The sequence below is a fragment of the Nocardia sp. Tas62D01 genome (assembly GCF_055232035.1).
The window spans coordinates 8,144,161-8,167,417 of sequence record NZ_JBUYUZ010000001.1; the positions used below are offsets into that span (position 1 = coordinate 8,144,161).

At 65.7% G+C, this 23,257-nt stretch carries 23 protein-coding genes and 6 pseudogenes; 10 read left to right on the forward strand and 19 right to left on the reverse strand.

The annotated features are described in order from the left end of the window. Position 1: 1 nt before the first annotated feature. A pseudogene (locus tag ACV7NQ_RS39230) lies at positions 2-1,591 on the reverse strand (Tn3 family transposase); the annotation flags it as partial. Positions 1,592-1,672: 81 nt separating this feature from the next. Between ACV7NQ_RS39230 and ACV7NQ_RS39235 the strand changes: the two are divergent. Further along, positions 1,673-2,820, forward strand: a protein-coding gene (locus tag ACV7NQ_RS39235; protein WP_463358517.1) for an IS3 family transposase whose coding sequence is annotated in 2 segments (ribosomal slippage) — positions 1,673-1,943 and positions 1,943-2,820 — 1,149 coding nt in all. Because the reading frame shifts where the segments join, the coding sequence is not laid out codon by codon here. A 141-nt stretch (positions 2,821-2,961) separates the two neighbouring features. Here the strand turns inward: ACV7NQ_RS39235 and ACV7NQ_RS39240 are convergent. The 3 genes and pseudogenes from ACV7NQ_RS39240 to ACV7NQ_RS39250 form a co-directional block, all read right to left on the reverse strand. Beyond that, positions 2,962-3,429, reverse strand: a pseudogene (locus tag ACV7NQ_RS39240) (Tn3 family transposase); the annotation flags it as partial. 200 nt (positions 3,430-3,629) lie between these two features. Further along, complete coding sequence (locus ACV7NQ_RS39245) at positions 3,630-4,169, reverse strand: hypothetical protein (RefSeq protein ID WP_463364147.1); 540 nt, start codon at positions 4,167-4,169, stop codon at positions 3,630-3,632. Further along, positions 4,166-4,411 (reverse strand): hypothetical protein, encoded by a 246-nt coding sequence (locus ACV7NQ_RS39250; RefSeq protein WP_463364148.1) that lies wholly within the window; start codon positions 4,409-4,411, stop codon positions 4,166-4,168. Before ACV7NQ_RS39250 ends, ACV7NQ_RS39245 begins: the two co-directional genes overlap by 4 nt. Before the next feature lie 118 nt (positions 4,412-4,529). Here ACV7NQ_RS39250 and ACV7NQ_RS39255 point away from each other — a divergent pair, with 118 nt between their 5' ends. Further along, on the forward strand, positions 4,530-5,969 hold the full coding sequence (locus ACV7NQ_RS39255) for an NF041680 family putative transposase (RefSeq protein ID WP_463358523.1): 1,440 nt from the start codon (positions 4,530-4,532) through the stop codon (positions 5,967-5,969). A 3-nt stretch (positions 5,970-5,972) separates the two neighbouring features. On the opposite strand, the gene ACV7NQ_RS39260 is transcribed toward ACV7NQ_RS39255, so the two are convergent. From ACV7NQ_RS39260 to ACV7NQ_RS39290, 7 genes are all read right to left on the reverse strand, one after another. Further along, a complete protein-coding gene (locus ACV7NQ_RS39260) occupies positions 5,973-7,538 on the reverse strand; it encodes a hypothetical protein (RefSeq protein ID WP_463364149.1) in 1,566 nt (521 codons plus the stop codon). A 387-nt stretch (positions 7,539-7,925) separates the two neighbouring features. Next, positions 7,926-8,309, reverse strand: coding sequence for a hypothetical protein (locus ACV7NQ_RS39265; protein WP_463364150.1), 384 nt, complete (start codon positions 8,307-8,309; stop codon positions 7,926-7,928). After that, a complete protein-coding gene (locus ACV7NQ_RS39270; protein ID WP_463364151.1) occupies positions 8,278-8,436 on the reverse strand; it encodes a hypothetical protein in 159 nt (52 codons plus the stop codon). The genes ACV7NQ_RS39265 and ACV7NQ_RS39270 overlap by 32 nt, the downstream gene beginning before the upstream one ends. A gap of 217 nt (positions 8,437-8,653) precedes the next feature. After that, a complete protein-coding gene (locus tag ACV7NQ_RS39275) occupies positions 8,654-9,583 on the reverse strand; it encodes a DNA-processing protein DprA (protein WP_463364152.1) in 930 nt (309 codons plus the stop codon). 401 nt (positions 9,584-9,984) lie between these two features. Beyond that, complete coding sequence (locus tag ACV7NQ_RS39280; RefSeq protein WP_463364153.1) at positions 9,985-10,500, reverse strand: hypothetical protein; 516 nt, start codon at positions 10,498-10,500, stop codon at positions 9,985-9,987. 375 nt (positions 10,501-10,875) lie between these two features. Then, positions 10,876-12,192: an IS256 family transposase gene (locus ACV7NQ_RS39285; RefSeq protein WP_463358454.1), complete on the reverse strand. Its 1,317-nt coding sequence runs from the start codon at positions 12,190-12,192 to the stop codon at positions 10,876-10,878. Between the two features lie 183 nt (positions 12,193-12,375). Then, positions 12,376-12,771, reverse strand: coding sequence for a nuclear transport factor 2 family protein (locus ACV7NQ_RS39290; RefSeq protein ID WP_463364154.1), 396 nt, complete (start codon positions 12,769-12,771; stop codon positions 12,376-12,378). 315 nt (positions 12,772-13,086) lie between these two features. On the opposite strand from ACV7NQ_RS39290, the gene ACV7NQ_RS39295 reads away from it, so the two are divergent. Further along, positions 13,087-13,779: a DUF6461 domain-containing protein gene (locus ACV7NQ_RS39295; protein WP_463364155.1), complete on the forward strand. Its 693-nt coding sequence runs from the start codon at positions 13,087-13,089 to the stop codon at positions 13,777-13,779. A 291-nt stretch (positions 13,780-14,070) separates the two neighbouring features. Here ACV7NQ_RS39295 and ACV7NQ_RS39300 read toward each other — a convergent pair. The 5 genes and pseudogenes from ACV7NQ_RS39300 to ACV7NQ_RS39320 all read right to left on the reverse strand — a co-directional run. Further along, positions 14,071-14,409 (reverse strand): annotated as a pseudogene (locus tag ACV7NQ_RS39300) (integrase core domain-containing protein); the annotation flags it as partial. Positions 14,410-14,465: 56 nt separating this feature from the next. Continuing rightward, positions 14,466-15,613, reverse strand: a protein-coding gene (locus tag ACV7NQ_RS39305; RefSeq protein WP_463358517.1) for an IS3 family transposase whose coding sequence is annotated in 2 segments (ribosomal slippage) — positions 14,466-15,343 and positions 15,343-15,613 — 1,149 coding nt in all. Because the reading frame shifts where the segments join, the coding sequence is not laid out codon by codon here. A 44-nt stretch (positions 15,614-15,657) separates the two neighbouring features. Continuing rightward, positions 15,658-16,197: an IS3 family transposase gene (locus ACV7NQ_RS39310; RefSeq protein ID WP_463364156.1), complete on the reverse strand. Its 540-nt coding sequence runs from the start codon at positions 16,195-16,197 to the stop codon at positions 15,658-15,660. A gap of 29 nt (positions 16,198-16,226) precedes the next feature. Then, entirely contained in the window at positions 16,227-16,352 is a 126-nt protein-coding gene (locus tag ACV7NQ_RS39315; RefSeq protein WP_463366139.1) for a hypothetical protein, read from the reverse strand. A 20-nt stretch (positions 16,353-16,372) separates the two neighbouring features. Next, positions 16,373-16,507 (reverse strand): annotated as a pseudogene (locus ACV7NQ_RS39320) (hypothetical protein); the annotation flags it as partial. 397 nt (positions 16,508-16,904) lie between these two features. Between ACV7NQ_RS39320 and ACV7NQ_RS39325 the strand changes: the two are divergent. Further along, positions 16,905-17,171, forward strand: a pseudogene (locus ACV7NQ_RS39325) (transposase); the annotation flags it as partial. A 142-nt stretch (positions 17,172-17,313) separates the two neighbouring features. On the opposite strand, the gene ACV7NQ_RS39330 reads toward ACV7NQ_RS39325, so the two are convergent. Together ACV7NQ_RS39330 and ACV7NQ_RS39335 are read right to left on the reverse strand one after the other, a co-directional pair. Beyond that, positions 17,314-17,784 (reverse strand): muconolactone Delta-isomerase family protein, encoded by a 471-nt coding sequence (locus ACV7NQ_RS39330; RefSeq protein WP_463365995.1) that lies wholly within the window; start codon positions 17,782-17,784, stop codon positions 17,314-17,316. Between the two features lie 9 nt (positions 17,785-17,793). Continuing rightward, a pseudogene (locus ACV7NQ_RS39335) lies at positions 17,794-18,297 on the reverse strand (IS110 family transposase); the annotation flags it as partial. Positions 18,298-18,524: 227 nt separating this feature from the next. Between ACV7NQ_RS39335 and ACV7NQ_RS39340 the strand changes: the two are divergent. From ACV7NQ_RS39340 to ACV7NQ_RS39360, 5 genes are all read left to right on the forward strand, one after another. Further along, positions 18,525-19,280, forward strand: a complete 756-nt coding sequence (locus ACV7NQ_RS39340; RefSeq protein ID WP_463364157.1) for an MBL fold metallo-hydrolase — start codon at positions 18,525-18,527, stop codon at positions 19,278-19,280. A gap of 84 nt (positions 19,281-19,364) precedes the next feature. Next, on the forward strand, positions 19,365-19,823 hold the full coding sequence (locus ACV7NQ_RS39345; protein ID WP_463364158.1) for a nitroreductase family deazaflavin-dependent oxidoreductase: 459 nt from the start codon (positions 19,365-19,367) through the stop codon (positions 19,821-19,823). A gap of 261 nt (positions 19,824-20,084) precedes the next feature. After that, positions 20,085-20,729: a TetR/AcrR family transcriptional regulator gene (locus ACV7NQ_RS39350; protein ID WP_463364159.1), complete on the forward strand. Its 645-nt coding sequence runs from the start codon at positions 20,085-20,087 to the stop codon at positions 20,727-20,729. Between the two features lie 292 nt (positions 20,730-21,021). Then, complete coding sequence (locus tag ACV7NQ_RS39355) at positions 21,022-21,705, forward strand: DsbA family oxidoreductase (RefSeq protein ID WP_463364160.1); 684 nt, start codon at positions 21,022-21,024, stop codon at positions 21,703-21,705. An 11-nt stretch (positions 21,706-21,716) separates the two neighbouring features. Then, positions 21,717-21,872, forward strand: a complete 156-nt coding sequence (locus ACV7NQ_RS39360; RefSeq protein WP_463364161.1) for a hypothetical protein — start codon at positions 21,717-21,719, stop codon at positions 21,870-21,872. Positions 21,873-21,892: 20 nt separating this feature from the next. Here ACV7NQ_RS39360 and ACV7NQ_RS39365 read toward each other — a convergent pair whose 3' ends face one another. Beyond that, the gene (locus ACV7NQ_RS39365; RefSeq protein ID WP_463364162.1) at positions 21,893-22,306 is read right to left on the reverse strand and encodes a winged helix-turn-helix transcriptional regulator; all 414 of its coding nucleotides are present in this window, start codon (positions 22,304-22,306) and stop codon (positions 21,893-21,895) included. Between the two features lie 151 nt (positions 22,307-22,457). Here ACV7NQ_RS39365 and ACV7NQ_RS39370 point away from each other — a divergent pair, with 151 nt between their 5' ends. Continuing rightward, positions 22,458-23,105, forward strand: a complete 648-nt coding sequence (locus ACV7NQ_RS39370) for an FMN-dependent NADH-azoreductase (RefSeq protein WP_463364163.1) — start codon at positions 22,458-22,460, stop codon at positions 23,103-23,105. The last annotated feature ends 152 nt before the right edge of the window (positions 23,106-23,257 follow it).

The following is a 23,257-nucleotide window of genomic DNA, read 5'->3' on the forward strand; positions in this document are numbered from 1 at the left end:
GTCAGAACAGCGTGTCGCGGACCCGCAGCGGCCGGTATCCGGTCGGGCCGAGTGCGGCGAGTTCGGCGTCGATGTCGACCTCGATGGCGCCGAAGAAGTTGATGTTCTCGCTGTGCGCCGGGGAGATGTGGGACAGCACGTCGTCGTCGATGCGGCGGCCCTCGCGGCGCATCTGCTCGACCGCGAGCCCGTAATATTCTGTGGTCCACGCGATCACCGCGTTGGTGGCCAGGGTCAGACACCACGCCTGTTCGGTCTGGGCTTCCAGGTGCCGGGCCCGGAACGCTCCCTCGTGGGCGTAGATGAGGTCACGTTTGAGCGCGTGGATCGACTCGCCCTTGTTGAGCTGGCGGGAGATCTTGCGCCGATAGTCCGGATCCGACAGGTAACGGGCCACGTAGATGGTCCTGCGCATCGCGCCGTACTCCTTCAGCGCCGCGGCCAGAGCGTTCTGACGGGTCGACGCGGACAGCTTGCCAACCCGCAGCGACGCGGTCGCGTGCCCGAACTTCAGTGACCCGGCCAGCCGCAGCAGATCGTCATAGTGCTCGGCGATCAGGTCCAAATTCAGCTTGCGGGTCAGCAACGGCCCCGCGCAAGGGAACCGGGCCTCGGCGTCGGCGCGCGAGCCCGGCCGATACAGCGTGATCCGGCCCAGATCCCGGATACGGGGCGAGAGCTGCATCCCGAGCAGATCGAACAACGCGAAGTTCACCAGCGTCACGCCATGAGTGTCGGTGGCGTGCTCGGTGATCGGCAGATCCGTTGCGTTGCCCAGGATTTCGTCCAGCACGTAGTGGGCTTCGCGGCGGGTGGTGACGATGACCTTCGTGCCGTAGGTGGTGTGCTGATCGGTGACATGGGTGTAGGTCGACAGCCCCTCGTCCGCGAACCACTGATTGGCCACGCGAGCAGTGGTGGACTTGCCGCGCGTAGGGAACCGTTGCCCGTCCGACGACGACAGCGTTCCGGTACCGAAAGCACTGGTCAGAGGTAGCCGCTGGTGGTAGCCGATGATCGCCAGATTCGCCGCCCGCAGCGTCTCCTCCCGCATATGCCACTCCGCTGTCCAGGCCAGGATGTCGTAGGAGATACCGGACGCTTCGGCCATATTCGTCAGTCCGAGGTTGGTGGAGTAGGCCAAAAGGACCGCGATCAGGTTCCGTTTCAACTCGGGGCTGCGAGCTTGCTTGCCACCGGCGTGGGTGAAGCAGTCCAGGTAGCCGGTGCGTTTGTCCAGCTCGATCAGCAGTGACACGATCGGCGCGAACGGCAGCATCTCGGTCAGCTCGGCCTTGAGCGCCGTCGCTTCGGACGGGATGTCTTCGGCCGACAACGGCGAGATCACCAGATCACCCTCCTCGTCGAGGCGGACCGGGCCGTCGCCGGTGGCCAGGACCTTTTCCAGCTCGCCGACCGCCTCATGCCACTCGTCGATGATCGTGGCCAGCGCGCGAGCCGGATCAGCCGCTTTGTCGACCAGACGGCAGAATTCGGCGCGCGCAGGCTCCCACTGCTCGCGGGTGAGCAGATAGGCGGCCGGGTCGGCGTAGCGGCGCGACCCCGGCACGAACACGTCCCCGGTGCGTAGTGGCCCGTCCCCAATGAATGAGACCGCTCGGTATTAGAGTCCTGTTGGCCCTGGTAGGGGCCAGAAGGGACGATTGGGATCATGGCTGGAGGACGGAAGCGGCATTCCGCGGAGGAGATCGTGCGGAAGCTGCGCCGTGCCGATGAGCTGGCCGCGGCCGGTAAGTCGGGCGAGGAGATCGCCGCAGAGCTGGAAGTGTCGGCGGCGACGTTGTACAACTGGCGCCGCTCTTACGGCGGTATGGATACCGATGCGGCGAAGGAGCTCAAGGAGCTGCGGGAGCAGAATTCCCGGCTCAAGCGGCTGCTGGCCGAGGCGGAGCTGGAAAAGGACGCCCTGCGGGAGATCAGCCGGGGAAAATTCTGAGCCCAGCGTCCAAGCGCCGTGCCGTCGACATGCTCACAGCAGTGAAGGGCGTGTCGGAACGGTTCGCGTGCAAGGTCGTTGGGCTTGCTCGTTCGACGTATCGGCGGCTGCCCCTCGCGCAGACCCCGGATGATCCGGACGCCGGTTTGCGGGCCTGGCTGCGCTCGTATGCTACGAAGAACCCGTGTCACGGGTTCCGGCGGGCGTGGGCGCGGTTGCGGTTCGACGAGGGCAGCTCGGTGAACAAGAAGAAGGTGCATCGGCTCTGGCGGGAGGAAGGGCTGCAGGTGCGTGAGCACCAGCCGCGTAAACGGGCCGGCGTTTCGTCGATGCCGCCGGTCGATGCGGATGCACCGAAGGTGGTGTGGGCGTTGGATTTTCAGTTCGATTCCACCATCGACGGCAGAGCGGTGAAGATCGCGTCGATGGTCGATGAACACACCCGTGAATCACTATTGCATCTGGTTGAACGCTCGATCACCGCCGAGCGGCTCGTCACCGAGCTCGAGAAGGTCTTCACCACTCATGGTGGGTCGCCGACGGTGTTGCGGATGGACAACGGGCCGGAAATGATTTCCCATGCGCTGCAACAGTTTTGCGCAAACCGGGTCGGGATCATCTACATCCCACCGGGCACGCCGTGGAATAACGGATTCGTCGAATCGTTCAACCGTCGGCTGCGCAAAGAATGCCTCGACCGGAACCACTGGACAAGCCTGCTCGAAGCCCGCGTCGTCATCGGCGACTACAAGGTAGACCACAACCGACGACATCGACATTCGGCGCTGGGCTATCTGACCCCGGCCGAGTACGCTGCCCGCTGCAGCCACAGCCACCACCCGGTGGCCTGCGGCATCAACTGAATACGGATCGAAAACAACCTGGCTCTAAAACCGGGTGGTTCCGTCATCGGGGACCGGTCAACCACCCGGTGGCCTGCGGCATCAACTGAATACGGATCGAAAACAACCTGGCTCTAAAACCGGGTGGTTCCGTCATCGGGGACCGGTCAGTAGCCCGTCCCGCAGTCCGACCAGCACACACAGCTCCCAAAAATGCCGGTAGGCAACGGCATTCCCGGTCTTGCTGGCCTCGTCCAGGTATCCACGCCACTTGGTCGGCACGAACCCCATCGGCGCGGCGTCGAACACCTTCCGGCGACTGGTCGCGTTCAGCTCGCGCAGCATGTCCACCGCGATCAGTAGCTCGGTCGCCGAAGTGCCGCCAGCGAACCGCACCGCCGACAACACCGCCGGAGTGAACCGCCGCAGATACGTATACGACGCATCCAGGGCAGCCAGGTGCCCATGATCGCGCGGCAGCCGCGGACGGGCCTGGGCGATCGCGGCACGCAGCCGCTCCCACCCGATGCCCTCGCCCCGGATCAACCCGCCGATGTCCTCGTCGGGGATCTGCGGGTCGGTAAGAATCGTGAGCAGATCATCCAGCAGCGCCTGCCGGTCCTCTCCGGTCGCGCGCTGTCCGTCTGCCGACCAACCGCCTCTCGGGCTCAGTCGGGCGGCTGGCCTTCATGCGGCCGGTCAACGCCGGCAGCACGGTTCCAGCCTCTGATTCGACGCTGCGGTACAGGTCGCGTGGGATCGGTTTGAACTCGATCGCCATGGTAAACATCCCCTCAGGTAATGCTATGTCGGGCAGATTGTTTCGGGCATTACAGCCCCTTGGTCCCAGTGGCCTGCCTGGTCGAGTTGGTCGGCGTGGGAGGCGCAGTAGCCGTCGTAGCCGTCTCCGCAATTCGGATCGACTTCGCAGCCATCCATGGCGCACACCAGCTCGTCGCAATCGTCGAACCGTCCAACGGTTCGGCGCCGTGGCCGCGGTGGATCCACCGCGCAAGGACCATCGCGACATACAGGTCGCTCAACTCGTCAGGGTGGCGTTGGGCCGCATAGGCGCTGGCAACGGCGAGGGCCCCAGCGCATCGAAGGTCCTGCTCGGGTTGCATGCTCGGTGCAAACCCGAATATGAGGATCGACTCGGCGACACGCCACAACGCAGCCGGGCGCGCGTGGAAATACGCGTGGCTGCGTCGGCTGCGCTCATCGTCGACGACCAGGACATACAACGATGGATGTTTGGCGATATCGACCGCGGTCACCGTCGCCCGCAGCGCGCCGGAAACCGAGGCTTCCGACACGTCCCCGCGTTGGACGATCCACGACAGCTGTTCAATCTGCACCTCGGAAGTCACGCTGGCAACTCCTTCATGGCGGCCGCGGTCAACGCCGCAGTGGTCGGCGGTTCGGAGTCGGCGCACGGTTGTACCAGCGATACGTCGATGATGGCGGCGACACAGTCAGCGAATGCGCTGGCTGCGGCACACACGCTGCCGCGCCAGCTCTTCGCCTTGGCCTCACTGGCCTCAGCTTGATTTTTAACCTCCGGGTCACTGCCCGCCGACCGTCCGGGTCGGTGTTGGAGCGGTTCGATCATCGAAACGTGTTGCTGCCGTGTTGATTTAGGGACGAATTTCGGCGTGTCGCCGTGACATGGAGCGGCCACCGCATCATCATCGTCGGGTTCCCGCTAAAGAGCCTGATGAGAAGTTGTGGTGGCCGTGCCTGTCAGTGTGCCCGAAGTATTTCGTCCGGTCGAGTCGGCGCGCCCGTCGGGACCGGAATCGCTTGCGGCGTTCCGCAATTCGTTCTATGAAAGCCTGACCGCGCGCGCCGACGCGCTGTTCGAACTCACCGACGCGGTGCTGTGCGACGACGGACCGGTCACCACGCTGGTCGGACTGTGTCTGACCGGGGAATATCGACGCGGCCACGGCGCCCTCTACGACGGTCTGAACGCCGGAAGTATCGACATCGCCCGGCTCCGGCGCGCGATCACCGCCACGACCACGGTCGGGCGAGACGACGAAGGTGCGATCATGCTGGCCGTCGATGCCAGTCCGTGGCTGCGTCCCGACGCGGCGACCAGCCCCGATCGATCGTTCTGCCATGTCTATGGCCGTGGCAGGGGGCAAGCGCAGATGATCCCGGGCTGGCTGTTCTCCTACGTCGCCGCGCTGGAGCCCGGCCGGACCTCTTGGACCACGATCCTCGACGCGATACGGCTGCACCCCGACGACGACGCGACCGAGGTCACCGCCGCCCAGATCCGGGAAGTCGTGCAACGCCTGCAAGCCGCCGACCTCCATGTTCCCGGCGACCCGCACATCAAGATCGTGTTCGATGCGGGCTACGACATCACATGCCTGGCATACGAGCTCGCGGATCTGCCCGTGGTCCTGATCGGGCGAATACGCTCCGACCGCGTCCTGGCCTTCCCCGCCGAACCCCGTGCGGGCAAGAGGGGCCGTCCCGCCAAGCACGGCCCCGACTTCGCGTTGTCCGACACCGGGACCCATCCCGAGCCCGCTGTCGTCACCACCACCGACACCGACCGCTACGGCGCCGTGCGTGCGACGGCATGGAACCGTCTGCACCCCAAACTCGCCCGCCGAGGATCCTGGGCCTACCACGACGGGGAACTGCCGATCATCGAGGGCGTCGTCATCGGGCTTCGGGTGGACCGGCTACCCGGCGACCGCAACCCGAAACCACTGTGGCTATGGTGTTCGCAACCCGACATCGCCGACCCCGCCATTATCGACCGAATCTGGCGAACCTTCCTGCGGCGCTTCGACATCGAGCACACCTTCCGGTTCCTGAAACAGACCCTCGGGTGGACCAAGCCGCGTATCCGCGACTCCGCCGCCGCCGACCGCTGGACCTGGCTCATCATCGCCGCACACACCCAACTCCGCCTCGCCCGAGGACTCACCGAAGACCTCCGCCACCCCTGGGAGAGAAAACCAACCAGCCCCAGCCGCCTCACCCCAGCCCGCGTCCGCAGGGGATTTCGCCACCTCCGCCCGACAACCGCTCTTCCGGCCCGCGCGCCGAAACCCTCACGGCCGGGTCCCGGACGCCCGCCCGGCGCAAAAAACATCCGACGCGCACCACACCAGGCGGTCGGTAAGACCACCACGGCTGCCAGTTAGAGGTTAAAAATCAAGCTCAGGGTTGGGCAGAATATCGGCCTCGAGCGCGGCGACGACCCGCAAGGCGGTGTAGAGCAGGCCATGGTTGTCACGAGCCTTGACTCCGTCGCCGACCGGCGCGGTCGGAATGTTCTTACCCAGTTCGTTGGTCAGCACTCGGGCGGCGTAACGGTCGAGCAGGCCCGGCACCGCTTGGGCCTGCCCGATCAGTTCTCCCATCCCTGCCGGGATGGTCTTCTTGCCGGTGAACCAGTTGTTCATGCCCCAATTGCGCCGCCGCTGCGCTGAGGCAACAGATTTGACGTTCATCGCCCAGGTCTGGTTGCTGTCGGCCAACCGTTTGCGGTCGGCTTCGGCGTCACGCTCGTGGCGTGCGTAGCGTTCTTCGATCGATTCGGCCGGGGCCGCGGGCGTCTGGCTGTCGGTGTCGTCGCTGTCGTCGGCTTCGGTGATGCTGGCAGGATCGACGCTCAGGCCGGCGGCGTCGAGATCGATGCAGAAGTAGCTCGGATCGAAGCTTTCCTCCGCGCGGACCTTCTGCGCGTGTACCTGCCCGGCAATGGCCTGCGCATCGGGGTGTGCGCGGGTGAAGGGGTCGACGTCATCGGGGTCGACGAACTCCCCGGTATCGACATGCACCAGCCGCTGGGTGAGCACGACCACGAACGCGTCCGAGCGGGCGGTGGCGTCGGCGTCGGTGGCGGGCGCGCCTGTGGCGGTGACCAGGTGATCCAGCGGCCAGCAGACATCGAGTCCCTCCGGCGGATCCTCGAACACGTGGAAGCCCCGCGCGGTGTATTCGGTGACGGCGGCGTCGTAGGCCGCGGCCACCCGGACCGCAGCGGCCTCGGCCTGCGCGCGTGCCTGCTCTTCGGCGGCACGCGCTTGGTCTTCGGCGGCCATCTCAGCGAAGACGTACTCGAACTGTCCGTCGAGTTCGGCCTGGACGAGCCGGGCCGTGGCCTCGGGGTCGTGGGCGTAGCGGTCGGCATCGGCGGCGTGGAAGATGTCGAACTGGTGGGCGATGACCGCCGCGGTCGCGGTCGCCGATTTCGCGACCTTCCGATACGCCTTGACTTGGTCGGTGGTCAATCCGAGGTGCTCGCGGATCTCGCCGACGCTGGCCTCGAACAGCGTTGCGGCCGCGGTGAGGCGGTCGGCGTCGGTCTGGGTGAAGCGGTACTTGCCGGTGGAGAACTGGCGCCGGACCCGGGCGATGACCCGCTGCTTCTCGTCGGCCTCGGTGTCCTCGGGCAGCGCGATGATCCAGGCCGTGCGACTCGCGGCCTGCAATGCGCGCGTGCGGTGCCAGCCGTCCTCCACGACGAGTTTCCCGTCGATGACGGTGACGATGATCGGGACGTCGTTGCCGTTCTTGGCCAGATCGGCGTCGAAGTCGGGATCATCGGGCTTCTCGGGTCGGTTGGGGCCGCGCACGAGCAACGTCGAGGGAGCGAAATAGGTGGGGTAGGCCAGTTCGAGCTCGGCGAGCACGTCCGCGGAGCTGCGCGGCTCGGTCAGCTCGACGATCTGTTCGAGATCGGCGGGATCGAGTTCGGTGGTGATCATGAGCGTGTTCTCTCCTTCGGGACAGGGTCGGTAGCCGTCGAGACGGCCGGCGGATGGATGCGTGCGGTCTGCCCCTCGTTCGACCGGCATAGATGCGGGTTGGGGCAGGCGTCGGGACGAAGCCTGAGGTGTTCGGTGCGCGAGAACGGAGACGTCGATGGCTGGCATCGAACGGTGTCAACGGCTGGGTCCGGGTCCGGCGGTTGCGATCACGCGACGAGCCACGAGGGGTGGCACTCTCGAATAACCGTGTGTGCGAGGAGGTTTCAGATGCAGGGCACGGCTTCGTGTCCCGCTTCCTCCGAGAGATTGCACGGTCCCTGTCGATTGTGGATTTGGCTGTCGATGTGGGAGTGGTCGAGATCGGTGAGGCCGGTCTGCCGGCGACTACGGTGGCAACCGTTCGAGCCGCGACCGGTTGCTGCACTGCGGTGTCAACGGTCGGCGTCGAGGACGTGGGTCGTGTCCTCGACAGTGACGACGGCTGAGACCGATTGGGCGATGTCGGCGACGACCTCGAGCTGGGTCGGGCACGTCGTGGATGCGGATCTCGCTGACCGCGCCGTTGCGGTGGTGGACGGTGACGACGATGGTGGCGTGGTCTTCGCAGAGGATGTTGATCATCGAGGTGGGGTCCGTCAACTCGCCGTTGCAGACCAAGAAGCCGTCCTCGTCACAGCTGAACGCGGCCAGGACCGTGACGTCGGCGTTGTCGACGTCCAGCCGCCACAGGGCATTCTCACCACCAGCGGCATCCACGAGGTCGCGCACGAGGACGAAGTCCGTTGCCGTCGTCGGTGGGTTGCCACTGCTGGAGGCGTTCGGCGATCTCGGCCATCTTGCCGCCGTGCTGGAGGTCAGCGGTGACGTGGTCGCGGTCGTAAAGCAGTGTGGGCATCAGCAATATCCTCGAGCTGTAGTGGTGAACCTGAGTCCGTCGGCCCGAGCGCGACGGCTGGGCCATGAAAGGCGTTGCGCGACATCGCCCGTCGGCGCTGTCGAAAGATGTGTCGAACCCGCTGCGGTGCGGTCGAAACGGTGGAGGGGCGGGGGTGCCGCGAGTTGCCTCGGTCGGATTCGTTGCCGTGTGTAGGCAGCGGGTACGAGTGGCGTGGTCATCGAGGGCCGGTGGCCGGGTCGTCGTCTTCGCGGAGGTCGATTCGATGGGGTGTGCCATGGGCGTCGAAGACGTCGAACACCGGGGCCATCAGCGCAGCGCTCCGCTGGATGCGCAGCGCCTCGCGGGCTGCGGCGCGCGGGTTCTCGGCGGTGACGGCGGCGGTCCAGGACACCTGGAATTCCTCGCATTTCGCTGGCGAGCCAGGCGCAGGCGCGTCGTGGCCTCGAGGTTCGGAAGGGGAGTCGTTGCCGACAGGACTCGATGCGACGGTCGCCCCGGTGGAGGCGAATGGATGATCGGAGGGGGTGATGGTGATGTCGGCGGGGGCGCTGACGCGGGTGGCGGTGCGGTCGCCGATCATCTGGTTGCTGCCTTTGCAGGCGGGCTCGGTGTCTGGGCCCGGGTAGGCGAACACCGGACGCGAGAGTCGCCGGGACCATTGGGCAGTGGCGTACGCGCCGCCGCCTTCTCGGGAGGCGATGAGCACGGTGGCCTGTGACAGTGCGGCGATGAGTTGGGCTTGGTTGTTCTTTATGAGGCCCTCGAATCGTGTGTCGGGAGGGTAGGCGCTCACGAGCAGCCCACCTGCTGCGAGCTGGTTGTCGAATAGTGCTCGGTGTTGGTGGGGGTGCGGATGGTTCGCGCCGCTGGCTTGGATGATCAGTGTCGGTGCGCCGACGCGCAGCGCTGTGGTCAGGGCACGCACCCCGGTGCCGAATGCGCCGGTGCAACTGATGCCCCAGCCTTGGCGGTGCAGGTGCTCGACCGTCGCGTCGATGACCTCGACGTCGGGAGGCAGGTGCGTACCGACCACGGCGATCGTGCGGGCGGCTAGTTCAGGCAGGGACGGTTGCCCGCGAACCCACAGCGCCAGCGGCGGCACGAGCTCGGTGTCCTGGCCGGCGATGGGGGACGGGGGCAGCATGGTGGTGGGCCACTCGGGTCGTCGGGAGTGATGAGGCGGCCCCCGGCCGTGTAATGGTCTGCCAGGAGCTGTGCCGTGTGGCTGGCGTTGGCGCGTAGCAGGATTGAACGGTCGACGCGCGCGGTCTTGCACGCGAGCGCCGCGGCGGTGTCGGTGACGCCGTGCGCGGCGACCAGCTGCCACAACGCGTTCGAGGGGCCGTGGGCGGCCACGGACAATAGCGCCCACGCGAGTCGATGGGGATCGGTGGTGGGCTCGCGGCCGCACTGGTGGTCGCGGGTGGAATTCACACGGGGTTCCTTGGATCGAGGGGATTCAGGGCGTCGGTTCACGCGGTAACGCAGATGGTCGCGGCGCACGCCGATGCGCGCCGCGGGTCGGGTCGCGTCGCGGATGCAGCGTTACGCGCGAGCGGATATCAGGGCTGCGGGCGGCGGGTTGGTGGACCGATTCATGAGGTGGTGCAGGTGGTCGGCGGCGGCCAGATCGAGTTCGCGCAATTGGTCGGATGTGTTTGTGACCCAGCTCTTTTCGAATCCGGGCTGTTGTTTGTCCACCACGAGGGCGGGGGCGGCGACGAAGAAGTGCTCCACCTGCGGGTAGGTGGTCGATTCGGGTGGGCGTTGGGCCAGCCACAGGCGGGTGTGGTGGCGGGCATCGGTGATAGCCGGGATCTCGAGGGCCGTGCTCAGTCGATCCAGCATCTGCTGGTTGTGTTCGGGGGTGCCTCGGAGTGCGACGTCGACCGATCGTGCGGCGGTGGCGGGAGCGAAGTAGACCCGCCGCAGCCGGTATAGCGCCCATGGGCTGTGGAAGATTTCGTGGGTGGCCAGATCGAGGATCGAGTTCGCGCCCGCGGCCTGTAGCCGCTCGGTCAAGGTTTCGTTGGGGCCGAACAGCCCGGATTTCGCGTTCAATGCGACGGCGGTATATTCGTCGACGAGATGCCGGTATGATTCTTCGGGTGCGTCGAGGAAACCTGAAAGCTGTTCGGGCCATTCGAGTTTAGCCTCGATCCACCGAATGAAATCCGGGGTTGGGGTGTGCTGAAATGCATAAAGTGCCTGCTGAACTGGGATGATTGATGTTCTCACGCATTGATAAAGACCAGGACAGGCAGACACTTTCAGTGCGATTGTTCGACACTGCGGTTCGTCGGCGCGAAGGCGTCACACGGCCGCAGACGACAGCCGGGCAGTTCGAATGACACTGCGCTGACGGATTCACTACCGCACCCGGCATATACCCGGCGTCATCCAGAGATATTGTCAAGACCTGTGGATCAGCAAGTTTCAGGCGACCTCCTCCGCCTCGGCTGATGACGGGCTGGTCGGTGTGTTCGGGGTGATGTCGGCGGGCCGTTCCAGGAGTTTGCCCTTGTGGAATACGGCCCCGGCCCGGACGAGTGCGACTAGGTGTGGGGCGTTGACGGCCCGCCAGCGCGTTTGAGCGGCCTCGATCAGCTTGAAGGCCATGGCGAGCCCGGCCGCGCGGGAACCCGGCCCCTTGGTGACCTTCGTCCTCAAACGCACTGTGGCGAAAGTACTTTCGATCGGGTTTGTGGTGCGTAGGTGGATCCAGTGTTCGGCCGGGTATTTGTAGAACTCGAGCAGCACGTCGGCGTCATCGACGATCTTGGCGACCGCTTTCGGGTATTTCGCGCCGTAGTCGATCTCGAAGGCCTTGATCGCGACTTGTGCCTTGTCAATGTCCTCGGCCATGTAGATTTCCTTCATCGCCGCCAACGCGCCAGGATGCGCCGACTTCGGCAGCGCTGCAAGGACATTCGCGGATTTGTGGAACCAGCAACGCTGCTCTCGGGTCAGGGGGAATACCTCACGCAGCGCCTTCCAGAATCCGAGCGCGCCGTCACCGACGGCGAGCACCGGCGCGGTCATGCCGCGGCGGCGGCAGTCACGCAGCAGATCGGCCCACGACTCGGTCGACTCGCGATAGCCGTCGGTCAATGCGACGAGCTCCTTGCGGCCGTCGGCGCGAACCCCGATCATCACCAGCAGGCATAGTTTCTGCTGGTCGAGCCGGATTTTGAGGTGGATGCCGTCGACCCACAGGTACACGTAGTCGGTGCCTGAGAGGTCGCGGGCGGCGAAGGTGCGGGCTTCGTCCTGCCACTGCGTCGTGAGCCGGGTGATCGAGGCCGCCGACAGGCCCGCGCCCGTGCCGAGGAACTGCTCCAACGCCGGCCCGAAATCGCCGCTGGACAGCCCATGCAGGTACAACAACGGCAGAACCTCCGTCATCTGCGGCGATTTTCGTGCCCACGCGGGCAGGATCGCCGAGGAAAACCGCTGCCGCTCACCGGATTCGGGGTCGACACGCTTGTCGTTGACACGCGGTGCCTTCACCGTCACCGCACCCGCGGCGGTCAGGACCTCCCGCTCGACGTGGTAGCCGTTGCGGACCACCAGCCGCCGGCCTTCGTCGTCGACCTGGTCGGCGAACCGCTCGATATAGGCCGCGACCTCGGCCTGCAACGCTGCGGCGAGCATCTTGCGGGCACCGTCGCGAACAATCTCATCGAGCAACGACCGGGCGCAGGACACACCGGGATCGTTGGACTCCGCCGCATCGTGAACTACCTTGAGCACCGGCGTACCTTCCCGCCAGCGTTGGCGCGCTGGACTTGATCAAATACCTATGGCTTCGTAGATCATCCGGGAAGGTACGCTTCCCGGCCATCCACAGGTCCTGATCATTTCTCGGTCATCCACGGCAAGTCGACAGCACACGACGGCAAAGCCGGTGTCGTACCGGAAGTCCGACAATGGAATTTATGGGTGTAGGGGCGATCGTCGGGCCTTGACAGCGCGGCGGGTGATGCGCCACCCTGCGTCAGATCGCTCGATGTGATCGTCAAAGGTGACGCTGCGCACAGTCCCTTCGACGGTGATGCCGATCCCTTTCGAGAGGCAGTGCACGACGTCATCGGTGATCTCGTCCAGGACGATGTTGGTGACGTGGTGGCCTACCGGGTTCCTGTCGCCAAGGGCCAGGACCCATTCTCGCATGGCATCCAGCCCGTTGATTACTCCGCCGCCGAAGTCCCTCACGTCGTACGCAACGCCTGCGGTGAAGATCTCGTGCAGGTGATCGAGCTGGCCCGTGTCGATCAGATAACCGTGCTGATTGATGAGACGGGTAATGGCCTCACGGTCCTCAGTGTTCATGGCCTCGCTGCCCTAGTGACCGAACCTGTCACCCGATCATACAGCGGTGTCCATCCTGGAAACTCGAGCTGTCCGTTGTGGGCTTCGGTGGCCAGTGGTGTGTTCGTTGTTCTGCGGTTCGCCGTCTATTTTCTTCGCCCATTTCCCCGATCACGCCCGGGACCGAATCACACCGCACTCTCGCCGGGATGACTTCCCCCGGTTCCGGCGTGTGTATCCCCGTGCGCGGCAGGGCCCGTTTCCCGTATCTTCGCTGAGGATCAACGGACGTACCGGCAGCGCAGCCGACCACTACACCAGCTCATCGGAGATGCCATGCCCGAGCTCTATTTCTCCCTGCATCACCTGGACGAACTCGGCAGTCCCGCCTGGCTCACCGTACTCGCCGGGGAGGAACACGATCCGAACCATATGGTGCACGTCGTGCGCGATCTCGACCCGATTGATGCGCTCGAGGTGCTGGGCGTGGACCGGCAGATGATCAGGCCTTGTGTCCTGCCCACCAAGGCTCCCGGCGACCAGACCTCCCTGGCCAGGATGGCCATCGCCCCGCTGTACCCCATCGTGGTGCTCATCGCCGGACGCATCGGTGAGTGGACGTTCATCTACGACGATCTGGGCGAGACCGGCTGTCTGTGGCACCTCGAGCAGGAGCCACCGGTCGACACGACCGCCGCCCTGTCCGCCACGGGGACAGTGGCCGCCACCGGAAGCGTCGCGATAACCGGGCCCATCGGTTTCGCCTACGCGGTCGACGGGCAACTCCTGGTGTCACACTCCGACACCGGCTTCGACTTCGACTTAGCCGACCTCGACGACGACCTACCGCCACAGGTGCGGGCCGCAGCCGAGGCCGCTGGCACCATCGATACCGATCTCGACGACGGGATCACGATGCGGATGATCTGCGCCCTTGCCGGGCTGCCCCGCACCCTGGACGAACTCCGCGACACCCCCCTGCTGATCGCACCGCACGAATCCCGCCCGGACCTCTTCCTATCCCGATAAGTAAAGACCCAGAGCCGCGCAGCGCGCACCACCGGCGTCATCCGAGTGATCCCGGGCCACACGGGCTGACCAGTACCAAAAAACAACTATTAGAGTCACGGTAATTAGAAGGCCGCGCGGTCCAGCGCGAACAGCTGATGGCCGAGCTCGCAAAGACCGCGAGGCGACACAAGTCGGTTGGGCTGTGGTGCTGAGTACCCGTCTACAAACTGATCGCTGGTGCGTAGGGGGTGACCGGTCCCCGATGACGGAACCACCCGGTTTTAGAGCCAGGTTGTTTTCGATCCGTATTCAGTTGATGCCGCAGGCCACCGGGTGGTGGCTGTGGCTGCAGCGGGCAGCGTACTCGGCCGGGGTCAGATAGCCCAGCGCCGAATGTCGATGTCGTCGGTTGTGGTCTACCTTGTAGTCGCCGATGACGACGCGGGCTTCGAGCAGGCTTGTCCAGTGGTTCCGGTCGAGGCATTCTTTGCGCAGCCGACGGTTGAACGATTCGACGAATCCGTTATTCCACGGCGTGCCCGGTGGGATGTAGATGATCCCGACCCGGTTTGCGCAAAACTGTTGCAGCGCATGGGAAATCATTTCCGGCCCGTTGTCCATCCGCAACACCGTCGGCGACCCACTGACCGGTCCCCGATGACGGAACCACCCGGTTTTAGAGCCAGGTTGTTTTCGATCCGTATTCAGTTGATGCCGCAGGCCACCGGGTGGTGGCTGTGGCTGCAGCGGGCAGCGTACTCGGCCGGGGTCAGATAGCCCAGCGCCGAATGTCGATGTCGTCGGTTGTGGTCTACCTTGTAGTCGCCGATGACGACGCGGGCTTCGAGCAGGCTTGTCCAGTGGTTCCGGTCGAGGCATTCTTTGCGCAGCCGACGGTTGAACGATTCGACGAATCCGTTATTCCACGGCGTGCCCGGTGGGATGTAGATGATCCCGACCCGGTTTGCGCAAAACTGTTGCAGCGCATGGGAAATCATTTCCGGCCCGTTGTCCATCCGCAACACCGTCGGCGACCCACCATGAGTGGTGAAGACCTTCTCGAGCTCGGTGACGAGCCGCTCGGCGGTGATCGAGCGTTCAACCAGATGCAATAGTGATTCACGGGTGTGTTCATCGACCATCGACGCGATCTTCACCGCTCTGCCGTCGATGGTGGAATCGAACTGAAAATCCAACGCCCACACCACCTTCGGTGCATCCGCATCGACCGGCGGCATCGACGAAACGCCGGCCCGTTTACGCGGCTGGTGCTCACGCACCTGCAGCCCTTCCTCCCGCCAGAGCCGATGCACCTTCTTCTTGTTCACCGAGCTGCCCTCGTCGAACCGCAACCGCGCCCACGCCCGCCGGAACCCGTGACACGGGTTCTTCGTAGCATACGAGCGCAGCCAGGCCCGCAAACCGGCGTCCGGATCATCCGGGGTCTGCGCGAGGGGCAGCCGCCGATACGTCGAACGAGCAAGCCCAACGACCTTGCACGCGAACCGTTCCGACACGCCCTTCACTGCTGTGAGCATGTCGACGGCACGGCGCTTGGACGCTGGGCTCAGAATTTTCCCCGGCTGATCTCCCGCAGGGCGTCCTTTTCCAGCTCCGCCTCGGCCAGCAGCCGCTTGAGCCGGGAATTCTGCTCCCGCAGCTCCTTGAGCTCCTTCGCCGCATCGGTATCCATACCGCCGTAAGAGCGGCGCCAGTTGTACAACGTCGCCGCCGACACTTCCAGCTCTGCGGCGATCTCCTCGCCCGACTTACCGGCCGCGGCCAGCTCATCGGCACGGCGCAGCTTCCGCACGATCTCCTCCGCGGAATGCCGCTTCCGTCCTCCAGCCATGATCCCAATCGTCCCTTCTGGCCCCTACCAGGGCCAACAGGACTCTAATACCGAGCGGTCTCATTCATTGGGGACGGGCCACCACCATGAGTGGTGAAGACCTTCTCGAGCTCGGTGACGAGCCGCTCGGCGGTGATCGAGCGTTCAACCAGATGCAATAGTGATTCACGGGTGTGTTCATCGACCATCGACGCGATCTTCACCGCTCTGCCGTCGATGGTGGAATCGAACTGAAAATCCAACGCCCACACCACCTTCGGTGCATCCGCATCGACCGGCGGCATCGACGAAACGCCGGCCCGTTTACGCGGCTGGTGCTCACGCACCTGCAGCCCTTCCTCCCGCCAGAGCCGATGCACCTTCTTCTTGTTCACCGAGCTGCCCTCGTCGAACCGCAACCGCGCCCACGCCCGCCGGAACCCGTGACACGGGTTCTTCGTAGCATACGAGCGCAGCCAGGCCCGCAAACCGGCGTCCGGATCATCCGGGGTCTGCGCGAGGGGCAGCCGCCGATACGTCGAACGAGCAAGCCCAACGACCTTGCACGCGAACCGTTCCGACACGCCCTTCACTGCTGTGAGCATGTCGACGGCACGGCGCTTGGACGCTGGGCTCAGAATTTTCCCCGGCTGATCTCCCGCAGGGCGTCCTTTTCCAGCTCCGCCTCGGCCAGCAGCCGCTTGAGCCGGGAATTCTGCTCCCGCAGCTCCTTGAGCTCCTTCGCCGCATCGGTATCCATACCGAAGAGCGGCGCCAGTTGTACAACGTCGCCGCCGACACTTCCAGCTCTGCGGCGATCTCCTCGCCCGACTTACCGGCCGCGGCCAGCTCATCGGCACGGCGCAGCTTCCGCACGATCTCCTCCGCGGAATGCCGCTTCCGTCCTCCAGCCATGATCCCAATCGTCCCTTCTGGCCCCTACCAGGGCCAACAGGACTCTAATACCGAGCGGTCTCATTCATTGGGGACGGGCCAGGGGCTTGCGGTGAGCTTGCCGGATGGGCCTGCGTGTCGGGGCTGGAAAGGGGAGACCTCTGGTAGCAACGGAGTTTCCGATCCACTTGTTGCACCAGAAGGTGCCGTATGTCGTTGCACCCTTGTGCTGCCGAGGTTGGCAGCGAAACCACCGGCACCTGTTGAGGATGTGTCGCGGGCCGGTTCGGCCACGGCACGAAACACCCTGCCGCACCAGCGTCGTTACACCTCCGACACTACCGATGAGCAGTGGGCGGTGCTCGGGCCGGTGTTGCCGTGGCCGGTGTGACTCGACGGCGGCGGGGGCCGCCCCGAGGAGTGCCGCCGGCAGGTGATCGACGAGATCTTCTACCTGGCCGATAACGGCTGCAAATGGCGCAACCTGCCTGCGGATTTCCCGCCCTGGCACACCGTGCACGCCGCGTTCACCCGCTGGTGGACCTCCGGGGATGTCCTGGCCGTGCACAGCGATCTGCGCGATCTGGTCCGTATCGCCGAGGGCCGGGATCCGGATCCGACTGCGGCGGTGATCGATTCACAGTCGGTGCGCGCCGGCGAGACGGTGTTCACATGGGCGCCTTGAGGACCTCGAAGCCGCCGAGCGCCTGCTCTCTACCAATCCGAGGGCGGCGAGGCGTGGGGAAACGGACCGGTGGCAACACCGGAACCGCGCCCCAGGCCGACTCCACAGCCGACTCATTGGGAGGGGCGGCCCACCGATGCGTTCAGGCCCGGCCCGGGTCGTTGTGGTGGGTCCGCAACGCGGTGACCTTGACGTCCATCCACGGCCGTAGTGGCAGGGTGCCGAGCACGTTGGTGAGCAGGTCCGCCTCGTCGGCGGCCCGCCACACGCCGATGCTGCGCCGCTGACCCGTCGGCCACTCACCGGCCTGCCACCACAGCCGGCCCAGGTGCCCGGCCGCGGTGAGTTCCCTGACGCGCAGATTCTCGGCTGCCCGGCGGGCGTCCACTTCGGGCTGCGCGGTGTCCTCGGGGACGGTGGTGACGAGTTCGACGATGAATTCCCGCATCGTCTCTCCTTCAGGGTCCTCCCGGTGTGGCAGGTCGCCTGTGGGTGACAGACCGGCCCAGGCGTGGACGGCGTCGTACAACGCGATGAGCTCGGCGGGCCGGTCGACGCCGTGGCGATCGTCCGGGACGGTGAACCCGCGATCAGTCATCCACAGGCTCAACATGCGATAGGACGCGGCCTCGAGCGCCGGGAAGATCGATCCGCGCAGTGCCCGCAGCCGGTTGACGCCCGCGACCCAGTCGTCCATCAGGTCGGCACGGTAGCTGGTCAGCGTCCTGAGCCCAGCGATCAGTTCGTCGGGCATCCTGACCTGCGTGAAATCGGTGCGCATGCGGGCTGTTTCGGCGATCACCCGCGCATCGCGGGCGTCGGTCTTACCCTCCCCGCGAAATCCGTGGGTCATCGTGTTCACCACCCGGCCGGGCACATAAGTGACGTCCTGACCAGCGGACAGCAGCACCGTGATCAGCAGCAACGCCATCGGACTGGTCAAATCGATCGCCCACCGCACCTGCTGCGCGGCATCGCGGGCGCGGACGATCAGCTGTTCGATCGCGGCCTGGTCGTTGAGCAGTTTCTGGCTGAACACCTTCTTGCCCGCGCTATCGACCGCACAGGCGTGATGGGCCTGCTTCCCGACATCGATCCCGATCCAGATCTCCGGGCGCTCTACCACCCACACACTCCTGCCACTGCGCTTCGATCCCCTGGACAACCCCGCCGTCAGATCCCTAAACAGCGACGATCCGCATCAGCTCTCAATCAGCGGCCGGAGCGTCCCAGGCGGTGGGGCAGCCAGTCCTTTCAAGCCTCACCAGCAGGCAAACAGTCATCAGCTACACCCCACCACCCCGGGCATCCGGGGCACCAACCCCGGACACCTACAAACTTAGGGAAACAGTCATGACCGAGCCGCTCGTCATCACCCGGGTCACCCACAGTTGCCACCTGATCCAGTTCGGCGACCTGACCGTGCTCACCGACCCCTGGTTCAGCCAGAAGCTCTTCTACTACCCGGGCGAGCCCATCGCCTTCCAGCCGGAGACCCTGCCGCACCTGGACGCGGTCGTGATCAGCCACGAGCACTACGATCACTGCGACCTCGACGCCTTCCGCCGCTACCCCGACAAGGACGTGCCCTTCCTCGTCGCGGGACCGGTGGTCGAGTTGGCCCGCAAGGCGGGATTCACCAACGTCCGCGCGCTGGAGCCATGGCAGTCGGCCCAGGTCGGCGACCTGACCATCGCCGCTGCCCCCGGCAAGCACGGCTGCTACGAGGTGACGTATGTGATCAGCGGCGGTGGGCGTCGCGTCTACTTCGCCGGGGACACCCTGCTCGTCCCGGAGCTGCGTACTCTGACCGAGCGGTACGGCCCGCTGGACGTGGCGCTGCTTCCCGTCAACGGCCTGCGCATCCGGATGGCGGGCAACAAGCAGGTCGTCATGAACGCCGAAGAGGCGGCCGAGCTCACCGCCGCCCTGCGCCCGAAGCTGGCGGTGCCGCAGCACTACGCCTTCACCGGCGGCGCGATGGGCGACAGGCTGTTCCTCATGAGCGACAAGGATCCCGCTCATTTCGTCGAGGCCGTCCGCCGCCTCGTCACCGACGTCCCGGTCACGGTCATCAGCCCCGGAGAACCGCTGACCGTGGCCCCCTGACCTCATATGCGGCCCGACGACGTTATCCGGGTCCGGCGGCCCCACGTCCATGCCGCCGATCCAGCGATCGAAGGGATCTTTACCATGCCAGACGTCAAGCCCCTGCCGCGCTGGTTCCGCACCGCCAACCGCGCGGTCGGCGTCCTGTCGCGCTTCGGGTTCACGATGGGGCCGGTCTGTGTGCTCACGGTGCCGGGACGGCGCACCGGCAAGCCGCGTTCCACCGCGGTCTCGCCGCTGACGTTCGGCGGCCGTCGGTATGTCGTGGCCGGGCTGCCGGATTCCGACTGGGCCCGCAACGTCCGGGCCGCCGGGCACGGCCACCTGTCCCGGGGACGCCGCCGCGAGCCCGTGACGCTCGTCGAGGTCACCGACAGCGCGCTGAAAGAGCAGGTCATGCGCGCCTATCCGCGGGAGGTTCCGAGAGGAGCACCGATGTTCGCCCAGGTCGGCATCGTCAGCAGCCCCGATCCCGACGCCTTCGCCGCGGCCGCCGACCGGGTCGCGGTTTTCGAGATCCACCCCGCCCCGCCGCCGCGCTGAAACTACCGCCGGTCGATGCGACATGACAGCACCAGGCCATCCCGGTTGAGGAACTTGGTGGCAGCCTTCGGCCCTTAGCTGTGTGAGATTCGTTCCGTAGCAGGAAGAATCATCAGCCACGGGCTTCTTTCAAGATCAACACGGTTCCTGGGCTACGTGCTCCTATATAGTTTATTCGACCAGCAGCCGAATGAATAGACTGGGAGTGTCGCCAAAAATATGGCCGACGTCAAAAGATCCGAACGCACATACCGTTCGCCGATGCGCGAGGAAGCCGCACGGCGCACCCAGGCGGCCGTGGTCGAGGCCGCCGCGGTGGTGTTCGTGGAGCAGGGATACGCCGGCGCCACGAGCGAGCAGATAGCGGCGCGGGCCGGTGTCTCACGCGCGACGGTCTTCGGTGTCGGGAACAAGGCCCGGTTGTTCGCGCTCGCCCATCAAGACGCGACTACCGGCGGTAACTTGACCGTCAAGGACGACCGCTTCAACACGCTGCTGGCGATAGCGGATCCACACCGACTGCTCGAGGAGTTCGCTGCGTTCACCGCTGCCATGTCGCGTCGGCTCGGGCCGTTGCAACTTGTCCTCGAACACGCCGCCCAGACCGATCCCGAACTGGCGCAACTGCTGGAGTCCAGCCAGCAGGAGGTGCTCACGTGCGCGCGCAGCGTCGTCGCGGCTGTGGAGGCGATAGGGTCATTGCGCCACGACCTCTCCCGCCGTGACTGCGCCGACGTGCTGTGGCTGCAGATCCAGCCGACGAACTATCGCCGCCTGGTCACCGAGCGCGGCTGGAGCCACCGCGCGTTCGAACGCTGGCATGCCGCAGCGATGATCAGCGCGTTGCTGGAGCCCTCCCGGAAGCAGTCCCCCGAGCCGCCGACAGCGGCACCGCCGACGGTGTGAACGGTCCAGCTGCGACCCCCGTGGCGGATACTGAATTACGCCGCCACCGCACCGGCATTGTGACTTCTCTCCAGGATCCCGGCCGCATAAACCTGGGCGCTCAGGCGATTGGTCATGTCGTACCAGCCGGTTCCCATAGCGGTGGCAATGACGAGCAATCTTTGCCGGCTCTTCGCAGATCAGGGTGTAGTGCCTGTCGGGTGATGCTCACGCACTTGAAAGTGCCTTTTGTAAGCCCTCTGTTACTCACTCATGATGGTGTTACGCACTAGTAGTGAGGTGAGGAAGGAAGATGGTTGAGCAGCTAGCGCACCCCGAGGGAGCGCAGATCGTCATCGAGATGTGGTCCGACCTGGGTTGCCCGTGGTGCTATGTCGGTAAGCACCGGCTCCGGACCGCGATCGCGCAGCGCCCGGACGCGAATCGGTTCACGGTCGTGATGCGGTCATTCGAGCTGAACCCGGCCGCGCCGAAGCAGCCGGAAACGGTCCAGGAAGCCTTCCTTCGTGCCCACGGCGGAACCGCCGCCCACTTCCTGGCGGCAGAGCGCCGGATCCAGGCGATCGCCCCCAAGGAGGGCCTCGAATTCACGCTGGACCGTCTCAGTGCCAACACCTTCGACCTGCACCGCGTGGTGCAGTACGCCAACGACGAGGGGCTGGGATTCGAGTTCTTCTCGGCTGTCCAGGACGGCTTCTTCGCCGGCACCCTCAACCCTTACGACCCTGACGCCCTGGCCGGGGTCGCGGAGTCGGTCGGGCTGGACGGTGAGCGAGTGCACGCGATCCTCGCGAGCGGTGAGTACGCCGACCGTGTGCGCGCTGACCGGACCGAAGGTGTGCAGCTGGGCGCGACCGGTGTCCCGTTCGTTGTGCTCGACCGGCGGGTTGCCGCCCCTGGGGCCCAGAAGGTTCCGGTCTACGGCCAGTTGCTGGAGCAGGTGGCCGGGCCAGTGCCGGGCGAGCGTGTGTCATGAGCGAGCGAACAGTGGATACAGCCGAGCCGAAGAATGCCCTGCAGATCGTGGCGGCCCCTGCCGGTGGGTGGTGCGAGCCCGACACCGGGGTCTGCCACATCGACCCCACCGACGAGGCAGTCGGCGCTGCGGCTCTCGACGAGACGGCCACGCACGACGCGCGGTGAACACCACCTCCGCGGTTCGTCTACGCGCTGACCGGGGTCTTGTCTCGGCCGACTCCGGTCAGCTCGCTGGCGGCCCGGTGGGCGGCGATCTCGCGGTGGTGGGCGGCGGCCCAGCCGGCCATCGCCATGACCGCGTCCATCAGCGACCGGCCCAGATCGGTCAGCTCGTACTCCACCCTTGGCGGGACCTCGGGGTACGCGGTCCGGGTGATCAGCCCATCACGTTCGAGGTGCTTGAGCGTCTGGGTCAGCATCCGCTGGGAGATCCCCGGGACGCTCGCCTGCAAGTCCGAGTAGCGCAACGGACCGCTGCTCAGGGTGCTGACGATCAGCACGGTCCACTTGTCGCCGATGCGGTCGAGGACTTCGCGGATGAACGCGCTGTCCTGCGGCCATGTCTGGCACGGACCAGCGATCTGTCGCGCTGACGCCATCACAAATACCTCTCATCCGGGGTGCAACCGCACTACCAGTATGTAACACCCTTCCGGCGACCACACCAATCCACGACAACAACCCCCATGGCACAGGCCCGCTCTCGAATCACCCGAGCACGCCCTCAACCACTCAGAAAAGGACCCAACCATGTCGTACCTGCTTCACATCGACTCCTCCTCGCTCGGCGAGGCCTCGGTCTCGCGTCAGGTCGCGCAGTCTTTCCTCGACGGCTGGAGCGGCAAGGTCGTCCACCGCGACCTGGCTGTTTCGCCCGTGCCTCATCTGTCCGCGGCCGGTATCAGCGCACGTGGCACCGACCCCGCTCAGCACACGACCGAACAGGCCGAGGCGGCCGCGATGCAAGACGCGCTGATCGAGGAGTTCCTCGGCGCGAGCGCCTATCTCTTCACCGTGCCGATGTACAACCTGACGATGCCGTCGGTGTTCAAGGCATGGCTGGACCAGCTCATGGTCTTCGGTCGCACCATGAGCCACGAGGGGCCCGCGCCGTCTGCCGGTCGTCCCGCCGTGGTGATCTCCGCGCGCGGCGGCGGCTACGGTCCCGGCGCACCCAAGCACGGCCTGGACTACGTCGTGCCCACCCTCGAAGCCGTGCTCGGCCGCCAGGACATGCTCGGCCTCGACGTCACCACCGTGATCCCCGAGCTGACCATGGTGCCCCACGCCCCGGCCCTGGCCGCGCTGCTGCCGAAACATGAAGCCTCCATGGCCAGCGCCCACGACCGGGCCCGCGAACTCGCCGCCGCCATCGCCGACCGCGCGACCGCCGCCTGAACCCCGAACCGACCGCGGAGCAACCCTCGTGACTGATGCTCGTCCTCGGTGGCAGCGGCCCGTACCGGCGAACAGGTCCTCGAACAGGCCGCTCAGCGTGGCCACCGCGGCCCAGCACTCGTGCGTACCCCGGCTCGGTTCAGACTGCGGCG